The 9,141-nt window shown below is 58.5% G+C and carries 12 protein-coding genes; 1 reads left to right on the top strand and 11 read right to left on the bottom strand.

From position 1 onward, the window contains the following. From VNM72_14145 to VNM72_14095, 11 genes are all read right to left on the bottom strand, one after another. Positions 1-397, bottom strand: a 397-nt coding sequence (locus VNM72_14145) for a hypothetical protein (protein ID HXF06538.1), incomplete at its 3' end; no start/stop codon positions are given. After that, positions 394-1,944: a CpaF family protein gene (locus tag VNM72_14140; protein HXF06537.1), complete on the bottom strand. Its 1,551-nt coding sequence runs from the start codon at positions 1,942-1,944 to the stop codon at positions 394-396. The genes VNM72_14145 and VNM72_14140, both read right to left, overlap by 4 nt. Further along, entirely contained in the window at positions 1,941-3,140 is a 1,200-nt protein-coding gene (locus VNM72_14135) for an AAA family ATPase (GenBank protein HXF06536.1), read from the bottom strand. The genes VNM72_14140 and VNM72_14135 overlap by 4 nt, the downstream gene beginning before the upstream one ends. A 119-nt stretch (positions 3,141-3,259) precedes the next feature. Next, a complete protein-coding gene (locus VNM72_14130; GenBank protein ID HXF06535.1) occupies positions 3,260-3,451 on the bottom strand; it encodes a hypothetical protein in 192 nt (63 codons plus the stop codon). Positions 3,452-3,476: 25 nt separating this feature from the next. After that, positions 3,477-4,907, bottom strand: a complete 1,431-nt coding sequence (locus tag VNM72_14125) for a type II and III secretion system protein family protein (GenBank protein HXF06534.1) — start codon at positions 4,905-4,907, stop codon at positions 3,477-3,479. Positions 4,908-5,081: 174 nt separating this feature from the next. Further along, the gene (gene cpaB, locus VNM72_14120) at positions 5,082-5,945 is read right to left on the bottom strand and encodes a Flp pilus assembly protein CpaB (GenBank protein ID HXF06533.1); all 864 of its coding nucleotides are present in this window, start codon (positions 5,943-5,945) and stop codon (positions 5,082-5,084) included. Between the two features lie 75 nt (positions 5,946-6,020). Then, the gene (locus tag VNM72_14115; GenBank protein ID HXF06532.1) at positions 6,021-6,482 is read right to left on the bottom strand and encodes a TadE/TadG family type IV pilus assembly protein; all 462 of its coding nucleotides are present in this window, start codon (positions 6,480-6,482) and stop codon (positions 6,021-6,023) included. Between the two features lie 10 nt (positions 6,483-6,492). Next, positions 6,493-6,963, bottom strand: a complete 471-nt coding sequence (locus tag VNM72_14110; protein ID HXF06531.1) for a TadE/TadG family type IV pilus assembly protein — start codon at positions 6,961-6,963, stop codon at positions 6,493-6,495. Positions 6,964-6,974: 11 nt separating this feature from the next. Next, a complete protein-coding gene (locus VNM72_14105; protein ID HXF06530.1) occupies positions 6,975-7,415 on the bottom strand; it encodes an A24 family peptidase in 441 nt (146 codons plus the stop codon). Between the two features lie 349 nt (positions 7,416-7,764). Then, positions 7,765-7,929 (bottom strand): Flp family type IVb pilin, encoded by a 165-nt coding sequence (locus VNM72_14100; protein ID HXF06529.1) that lies wholly within the window; start codon positions 7,927-7,929, stop codon positions 7,765-7,767. A 592-nt stretch (positions 7,930-8,521) separates the two neighbouring features. Next, positions 8,522-8,677 carry a Flp family type IVb pilin gene (locus VNM72_14095; protein ID HXF06528.1) on the bottom strand — a complete coding sequence of 52 codons (156 nt, stop codon included), beginning with the start codon at positions 8,675-8,677 and terminating at the stop codon, positions 8,522-8,524. Positions 8,678-8,955: 278 nt separating this feature from the next. On the opposite strand from VNM72_14095, the gene VNM72_14090 reads away from it, so the two are divergent. Then, positions 8,956-9,141: hypothetical protein (locus tag VNM72_14090; GenBank protein ID HXF06527.1), on the top strand; the 186-nt coding region annotated here is incomplete at its 3' end.

Here is a 9,141-nt window from a genome sequence, read left to right as displayed (position 1 = left end):
AGGGCACGAGCCCCGCCAGTATGCCCATGACGACGGCAACAAGCAGCGACCCGCGAATCCACCAGAACAATGCTCCCGTTGCCGCCGCCAGGCCCGCAGACATCAATACGAACTGGTGCGGCCGGATCGTGACATCCGCCTGCTCGATCAACCGGAAGAGATCATTGCCCAGACGAAACTTCAAAACAAAACGGTTGAACGGAGACAGCTCGCTCTCGATCTCTTCTCGAAGAATCTGGATGGCGTCCTCGGTGCTTTCCTGAGCGGCCCGCGACCGCAGCAAGGATTCAAGTCGCTGGTCGAGCGCCCGGTGATATTCCTCCTGGCTCCGCACCAGCAGCAGGTAGAGCCCGAAGGCGAAGAGAAATGTCGTCAAGATGACCAGCAGTCCGATCATGTCCCCTTCCCCGGTTTCCTCTCGTAGTAATGCTTGAAGACGTCGGCGTACTCTTCCAGCATCTTCGTCGTGTCGCCGCGCATCCGATCACCCAGGCGCCGGCTCTCTCGCTCGGTTTTGCTCGTGGGCGCGGCCGACGAAGCAACTTCAAAGAGCGAACTCGGCAGCTTGAATCCGGAGCGTTCGAGCTTGTCGGCGAACTTCGGACGAATTCCCGTGGCCGTGAAGCGCCCGATGACCTTGCCGTCTTCCACTCCCAAGCGCTCGAAGACGAAGATGTCCTGCATGGAGATGATGTCCCCTTCCATGCCCGTGATCTCGCTGATCGAAATGACCTTGCGGGTGCCGTCGCTCAGTCGGGCCGCCTGGATGATCAGGTTGATCGCCGAGGCGATCTGTTGACGAATCGCTCGATCCGACAGATTCAACCCGGCCATCGTGCACATGGTCTCCAACCGGGCCAGGGCATCGCGGGGCGAGTTGGCGTGAATCGTCGCCAGGCTCCCATCATGACCGGTGTTCATCGCCTGAAGCATATCTATCGCCTCGGCCCCTCGCACCTCCCCCAGGATGATCCGATCCGGCCTCATCCGCAGGCTGTTGCGCACCAAATCCCGTTGCGTCACTTCCCCCCGGCCCTCGATGTTGGGGGGCCGCGTCTCCAACCGCACCACGTGCTCCTGTTGCAGTTGCAGCTCCGCCGAATCCTCAATGGTGATGATCCGCTCGTCCGAGGGAATGAACGACGATAGGACGTTCAAAAGCGTCGTCTTCCCCGCTCCCGTACCCCCCGAAATGATGATATTCAACCGGCATTTGACGCAGCCTTCGAGCATGTGGGCAATTTCCGGCGTGATCGTGCCGAGCTTGATCAGTTGATCCACCGTCGGGCGTATTGTCCCAAATCGGCGAATGGAGAGGATCGGCCCGTCAATGGCCAGCGGCGGGATGATGGCATTGACGCGCGACCCATCGGGCAACCGCGCATCCACCATCGGCGAGGATTCATCAATCCGCCGCCCCACCCGCGACACGATCCGATCAATGATCTGCATCAAGTGATCGTCATCTTTGAACATCACATCGGTCAGTTGCAGCTTGCCGAACCGCTCGATGTAAACCTGCTTGTAGGTGTTCACCAGAATGTCCGAGATGGTCGGATCGTTCAGCAGCGGCTCCAACGGACCCAATCCAAACAGCTCATCGCGCACCTCGGCCACGATCCGCTCCCGCTCGGCCATGCTGAGCGGAGTCGCCTCGGCCTCCAGCATTTCTTCCACAATACGTGAGATCTGCGCCTGCAGAAGCGCCGGTTCGATCTTATCCAACCGCGCCAGGTCGAGCTTGCTGATGAGATCACGGTGAATCTTCGACTTCAGTTCCTGATAGGTATCCCGCCGCGCTCCGGCCAACCGGGCGAATGTCAGCGGTTCCTTGCTCCCCGGTCGAAGAGCTTCGACGGGCTTTCCATCGGGCGAGGAAAGCCCGTCCAGCTCCTCAGCCGATCCGTTGCTCGTTCCACCGATTCGATTCCTCAGCAGGCTCATGACTTGCCTCTCCCTTTACCGAGCAGTGACAAGAGTCCCTTCGCTTGTTTCGCTTCGTCTTGCTCTTTGCGACCGAGAATGACCTCCGCGAGATCGCTGAATTGCCTCACCAGCGGCGATTTGGGTTGGGAAAGGACAACCGGTTTGCCAAGATTCAACGATTCGCGGGCCGACCGTATATCGTCGGCCAGCGTCAGATCAACGCGATGGCCCAGGACCTCGGCGACCTTCTCCAGCGGCAAATCGCTCGCCTTGTTGTAGCGATTGATGATGACCTTAACTTTCTCGCCGCCGTAGCCCATGCGTTCGAATGTCTCCAGCGTCCGCTTAGCGTTATAGACGGACGCCAGATCCAACTGGGTTACGACACAGATGATGTCAGAGACGTCCAGAGCCGTCACCGTGTTGGGATCGAGCACGCTTTGAGTATCCACCACGATGTAAGAGAACTGAGTGCGCAACAATCCCAGCGCCGCCTCCAGATGGTTGGGGAACACATCGTCGGCCTCTTCGGGCTTGAGCGGCGCGGCCAGGCAGTAAAGATTGTCGCTGATCTTGGTGAGGAACGTTCGCAGCAACTGAATATCGAGCCGGGCTTCGTTTCGCGCCACATCCGTAATGGAATAGGTCGGTTGAATGCCGAAGAAAATCGGGATGTTTCCGTGCTGCAGATTGAGGTCTACGATGACCGTTTGTCGGGCTGTCTGTCGGGCCAGCTCCGCTGCCAGATTGACGGCAACGGTCGTCGTTCCAGCTCCGCCCTTGCTGCTGTAGACGGCGATGACCGTCCCCAGGGATTTTCGCTCGCCCTCCAGCGTTGTCGTCAACTCTTCCAGTCGCTCGATGACCTCTTTCACCTCGTTGGGCGTGAGCGGCTGAACGAGAAATTCCCGCGCTCCGCAACGGAAGGCTCGGATGATGACATCGTTGCTGCAATTGAGACCGCTACAGACGACCGCAATATCTCGATGCTCGGCTCCCACGCGGCGGATGAATTCGAATCCCGGTTCCTCTTCGCCGTCGAGCAGCACGACGACGGCGTGGGGATTGAGTTGTTCGATCAGTTCCAGACTGCGCGAATAGTCGGAGGTTTCGGCCACCACCTGAACTTTGCCAGTGGCCGTCAGATGCCCGCGCGTGTCGCCCCGGAGCCGGGCATCACGACCAACCAGGATGACTGATAAGGGTCCCGCCATAGCGTCACATCAGGGAACGACGATCGGCGATGGACTGTGGCCATCGGCTGTCTTTTCTGTCCGGTGCCCCTGCCATCTCCATCGTCTTTCCCCCCTCCTTTCTGAAAACGTGGGTGGCCTTATTCTACCATGCGTTTAAGATGAGTCAACCGCTGCCCGGACCCCTCCTTGGCGGTGCGCAAGAGATGTGACCGCCGACTCAGAGCAGCCCCCGTCCGATGCCGGAGATCGGCCGCCGTTGTGATGACGGTCGGTCGTGGCTTCGGCCTCCGTGTTGTCTGTGCTGTGACCTCTTCCTTCCTGTGGTTCATCCCGTCCTTTACCGCGTGAGCTGTCTCATTTCTTCTTCTCTTCCTTCCTCACCGCCGGAACAACGTGACCGAAGTTTCCTTCGAGCCCCGACGGAGCGAACGCTCCCTGACCGGGCAGCGGCGGGAGCTTATCAGGCGTCACCGGTTTCACAATTCGCGCCGTGCAGATAAATACCAACTCCGTCTCGTTATTGATGTAGCGTTGACTGCGGAACATGTAGCCGATGATCGGCAAGAACGACAGTCCGGGAATGGGAGCACTGAGTCGGGTCACGTCGTTTGACAGCAATCCGGCCAGTGCGAAGCTCTGCCCATCGTCGAGTTCGAGTGTCGTTTTGGCCTTGCGGTTGATGAGTCCCGGAATCCGTGTTCCGGCCAGCGTGATGCCGGTACTGAAATCAAGGGCGCTCACCTCCGGCTCCAGTTCTAACCGGATATGATCGTCCTCGGTGATGGTCGGCGTGAAATTCAGTCGCACGCCGAACTCGCGCCAGGCGATGGTGATGATGACGCCTCCCTGCGAGGGCTGGGGAACCGGATAAGGGAATTCGCCGCCGGCCAAAAAACTCGCCTTCTGGCCGTTGAGGGCGATGATGTTGGGTTCGGCCAGCGTGCGAATGGCGTTGCGCGATTGGAGTGCGCGGATGAGAGCACCTTCAAACGCCCCTCCTGAATTCGTCCGCCGGAAGAGCGAGATATTCACCAGATCCGAGAGCGACATATTCGCCGCTCCCTCCAGGAGAGTGCCGAAGGGTGTGGCAAACGTATTGTGGCCGATGAAAAAGGGGATGTTTCCTTGTCGCAGGGAATAGTTCGCCCCCAGCTCCTGCAACGCCCGTTTGTTCACTTCGGCGACCCGAACTTCGAGCAAGACCTGTTTGGTTGACGTCGGCGCCGGCCTCAAGAGATTCACTACCTTCAACCCCGTTCCGTCGAAAATTTGTGCCACCGCTTCGGCCACGCGAGCGGAGGAGACCGAGCCCGAGAGAATCACCCGATTCTCCAGCGACTCAATCGAAATCCGTTCGCCGGGAAAGAGCGTCTTCACCTGCTGAATCAATGGCGCGACATCGGCTGAAACCGTAATGCTCAGGAAGCCCGGTCGTTCGGCATCTCCTTCGCCCCACACGACGAGAGTGCACGTCCCGATCCCTTTGGCGTTAATGAGGACCTGAGAGGGCGGCACAACCAGCACATCGGCAATCTTCGGTTCGGAGATCGAGATCCGCTGCAGGGCCTCGTCGAAGTGCAGCAGCACGGACCGGCTCTGATAGACCATGACCTGTGCCGGCTGGCTGCGCACATCGGCAAAGCGGATGCGATAGCCGATCTGGTCGGCGACCGCTCGTGACGGCAACACGCCGATGACGGTCAGGACAATCCCCATCAATCCCCATCGCCTCAGGCGAACGCGTTCACAGAACTCGGATACAACGGCATGGAACACCCTCGCCACCGACGTCTTCACTAAAGATTCCGATGGGGTGGAGAGGTGATGGGAAGTGGAATTGCGCGAAGTGTTCCTTTCTTTCTTGTCCATAGTCGTCGCCACTCGTTCGAATAAGGTTTGTCACCAGCCGATGATCGGCGCACCCACCCGCCTCGATCGAGTGGACAGACCGACTATCGGCTAGTGGTAATTGATTGCGGATTTCTCACCCCCACGAATGATCTCGATGGTCTTCGGCGGAGGTGGGGGCGGCGTCGGTGGAGCGGCCTCCGTCTTCGCGACAGCTTTCGGCTTCTCAACAGCAGCCGCCGGAGCGGCGGCCGTCGGCGCCCGGAAGGGCTTGCCCTGGAATAAGACGCCCGTATCGGCTCCTCGTGTCGCTACCGTCTCCTTATCGGTGATATTCCGCATCACCAGTTGAAGCCGTCCGGCATTGCTGGCCAAAGCGAGCACTTCGGCTTGCTCCGGTGTCACCTGAAGCGTCACCGTCTTCACCTCGATCGGCTGACCTTCTTTCTGCGCCTCCATGCGGGTACCGCTGGCCAGGACTTTCACATTCTGAAGGATCACGCGGGAGAGCGACTGCTGTCCGCTACCCTCCACGACCGTCGCCACGACATCCACATAAGTTCCGGGGTGGATGAATCCCGCTACGCCGATGACCTCATCGACTTTCACCGTCATCGCCCGCATCCCGGCGGGAATGAGGGCCGACAAGCCCGCCGCCGAGCCTTCCGGCGCCAGCCGTTCCTGGAGAATCGGCTCGCCTCGATAGATCTCTCCCACCGTGACGCGTCCGACAACTTTTTCGACGTCGCCGAAACTCGTCTTCGGAACGAGCGATTCCGGCCATTCGGTCACACTCACCTGTTCGGGCTTGATCTGCAGCCCCAGGCCAATGTTATCGGCGGCCACGACGACTTTCTTCACGGGCTGTGTTCCGAAAGCATTGGTGCCGCGCCGCAGCATCCGATTGACCGATATGGCCGTGAAGACCCCGAAGATCAAGGCAAGTCCCAAAACGACGATGGCTTTTTTGTTCATAGGTCCGACCCTCCCCCCAGTCCCTCAACCGGAGGTCGCGTCACCCTCCGGCCCGTTCGATCAAAGAGCACGCCGTCATTCATGCATCATTGTGCTTATGGCCCGCACCCTAACCGAGGACGAAGTCATGCGAATCATTCGAAGAACGACCGACTCGAAGGGATAGCTCACCCTCACGGTGCAGGGCGTTCCGGTGCTGGAGCGCAATCCCGTCATATCAATGGCCGCGAGGTCCGGATTCAATCCCGCATTCTGAATGTAACGCCGCACCACATCGGTTACCTGTGAGGCTGACGTCGTGCTCGACAGCACGAGGATTCGCGCTCCCTCACGAGCGGCATTGGTGATGACCTGACGGATCATGTAGAAACGACCGAACTCAATTGTCCCCACGATCAGGAGCGTCGCCATCGGGACAATCAGCGCCATTTCGAGAATGCTCTGGCCCTGAGGCGCGCGCCGTTGTCGCCACGCAAGAGAGTTTCTCCCGGCGCTGCTTATGTCACGGTCGTTGTTTTTCAATCCATTCTTTTGCATCGAAGACCACTCACTTCCGCATCACGGCCTCGGCCCGCAAGATCAGGCCGGTCGTTCGGAAAAAGCTATTCAATGGCGACGTGTAACGATAGGTGACGGTCGCGCGCGTGGGATTGCCCGGAGTACCGGGATCCACATCAATCGTCAACCGGGACAAATCCAGATTAGCGTTGCGGCAGACCGTAGTGATCACCTGACGCATCCGGGCGGCATCACCATCGGCCTGAGTCCCCGCGCGCGCACCTTCACGGGCAGCATTGGTGATCACGTGATGCGCGTTCAAGGCGGCGCCAAAATGAAGAATGGCCGCGAGAATCAATGCCAGAAAAGGCGTGAGAAGCGCCATCTCAATGAGCGTCTGCCCTGACGCCCTCCGAGGATGCCTCCCTCGGATGAGCGCGCCGGGCGCACCCGCGACCAACGAGACCGTATATCCTTCCGGTCTGACATCCAACGATTTCTCTCTCAGATGACGCCTCATGAATTTTCTCTTCAGCGAACCACTTTGAGTCCGGCGACCAAAATCGTCGCGCCGGCGATGGCAATGCCGTAAGGGATCGTCACCGAGCCCGTCCGACGCCGCGATCGCGCAAACGCAATCAGTGCCATCACGGCCGCCACGATCGAAGCGAGGATGAAAATAACCACAACGTTCAGGCTGCCCACGAATGCTCCGACAGCCGCCAAAAATTTCACATCACCCGCTTCGACGCCCCCGAAAATGTAAAAGATCACGAGCAACCCAGCTCCCAGGAACATTCCCACTCCACTCCTGAACACTCCCTCCCAACCATAGGCGAGAGCGTTCAGGCTGAAGCCGGCAGCGATCATCAGCGCGACGAGCCGATTTGGAATACGTCGCTCTTTCCCATCCCAGATGGCCCCCGCCGCAGCCATTACAATCAGCGCGAGCGCTGCCGGTGTTGAAAGCATCGCGACCATCCGGTTGGGGCGAAGCTCCGCACTTTAACAGGGAGGTGGATCCGAGGCATGAGGACTCACGACCGCCTCTTCTCCTCCCCGCGCTGCCCCGCTTATCGAGGCAGCTTGTGTACAGACTGACAAACCCGCGCCGGCGTCAAGAAATTGTGGCGAGCTTCCTCCGACCGCTCTATCCCAGGCTCTGCGATAGCCACCCTCGCCGGGAGGCTATCGCAGACGACCCAGGTGCGGTAAAGGAGGAAGAGGCTCCCACAAATTTGGTCCTGACATGGTTAGTCAAAAACTCGAACCGAGCATCCGTTGGCGCCGGACGGATAGACCGACCTACTCTTCTGCCCGTCTACGGGTTCATCTCGTTGACGACGGACCCAAGGACTGAGGATATGCTCGTCCCAAGAGCCCTCAGCGTCACAATAGCCACAATGCTCACGAGCACGAGGATCAAGGCATACTCTGCCAAGCCTTGACCTTTCTCGTTCTTCAGGAATCGAAGAATCGCTTGCATAGTTCTACCCTCCTTTTTATTGACTTTCGTACCCTATGGTACGCTACTGCAACAAAGATTCAATCGGTTGGTGGGAGTAATTGGGTGATGTCCGCCGTCGTATTTTCGCCCGATTGCTTCCTGAATTCCTTCTATCACAGTCGCCTGCGCCTCCTCTTGTCAACACCTAGATAGAGCTCGATGATTTCGCGCTTGATACCACACGGACGTTCGCCCTCATGACTTCGCTTCTCTGCACGAGCCCCATTCTCCCACAAGTGTCGCCGTCGGCGCTTTCGACCTCCCACTCCCGGTGGAAGATCGAAATCGCCAGTCATAGTTGCAAAAGGTGTGCCGTTAGATGAGCCAAAGCCCGCCTCAGCCCATCATAGCCGAGTGTGAGCGGGCGCGGTCATTCATGTCCTTGTCCCGCTGAGGCTAGCAGCCTTACCCCAAATCTCCGATGCGAAAGCGCCGATGCCAGGAGGAATCCTCTGACGCCCAGCCCGGTTGCACGAGTGAAACGACGTCGCGATCCGTGTTTCCGGGGTGAAAAGTCCCTCGCCGGTTAACAGCTTGCTAAAACCGGAAGAGGCCATGCCTGGAGGCTCCTTCATGGCAAACGCTCGGTGAATTCCTCAAAAACAGATTGCAGCGAGAGACCAAAGGCGCGAAGGGCGGCGATGAGAAACAGACTCACGAGCAGGAGAATCAACGAGTATTCGGCGAGCCCCTGACCCTGATCCGCTTTTCGAACACCTGCACTCATGTCCACGAGACACCTCCCAGCTAACGCAAAAGGATTTTACCTGCGGACAAGCTGGTTACAATCGGACAATCGCAGTAATTTCATTGCTGCCAGAAGGGGATTCTAGCGTGGCGCAAGCTTTCCAGCTTGCGCTCTTTTTCGCCGACTGGAAAGTTTGCACTATTTCGGCAGACTGGAAACTCTGCGCTACCTTGACTACAATGCCGCCCATGTCAGGCAACACGACAACACCATTTCCACGTCAATGGCCGACACTTGATACCGTATGGGGAGCACTCGTGCCCTTAGGGGTCTTTGCCATTATCAATACACTTCAGGTTCATCCGAGCGATTTCTGGTGGCACCTGAAGACGGGCGAAATCATTGTCACCGAGCACCGCATACCCACAAGCGATGAATACAGTTTCAGCCGTCATGGCGAACCCTGGGTGAACCAAGCCTGGTTGATGCAGGCGGGACTTTAT

Source organism: Blastocatellia bacterium (genome assembly GCA_035573895.1).
In the GTDB taxonomy this organism is placed as follows: Bacteria; Acidobacteriota; Blastocatellia; order HR10; family HR10; genus DATLZR01.
The sequence above is the reverse complement of the archived record's forward strand: the minus strand, read 5'-3'. Positions and strand labels throughout refer to the sequence as shown.

Bases quoted from the DNA above. Each gene is read 5' to 3' on its own strand.
- VNM72_14140 (HXF06537.1), bottom strand. From the start codon at position 1,944: ATGAGCCTGCTGAGGAATCGAATCGGTGGAACGAGCAACGGATCGGCT.
- VNM72_14135 (HXF06536.1), bottom strand. From the start codon at position 3,140: ATGGCGGGACCCTTATCAGTCATCCTGGTTGGTCGTGATGCCCGGCTC.
- VNM72_14130 (HXF06535.1), bottom strand. From the start codon at position 3,451: ATGAACCACAGGAAGGAAGAGGTCACAGCACAGACAACACGGAGGCCG.
- cpaB (HXF06533.1), bottom strand. From the start codon at position 5,945: ATGAACAAAAAAGCCATCGTCGTTTTGGGACTTGCCTTGATCTTCGGG.
- VNM72_14115 (HXF06532.1), bottom strand. From the start codon at position 6,482: ATGCAAAAGAATGGATTGAAAAACAACGACCGTGACATAAGCAGCGCC.
- VNM72_14110 (HXF06531.1), bottom strand. From the start codon at position 6,963: ATGAGGCGTCATCTGAGAGAGAAATCGTTGGATGTCAGACCGGAAGGA.
- VNM72_14105 (HXF06530.1), bottom strand. From the start codon at position 7,415: ATGCTTTCAACACCGGCAGCGCTCGCGCTGATTGTAATGGCTGCGGCG.
- VNM72_14100 (HXF06529.1), bottom strand. From the start codon at position 7,929: ATGCAAGCGATTCTTCGATTCCTGAAGAACGAGAAAGGTCAAGGCTTG.
- VNM72_14095 (HXF06528.1), bottom strand. From the start codon at position 8,677: ATGAGTGCAGGTGTTCGAAAAGCGGATCAGGGTCAGGGGCTCGCCGAA.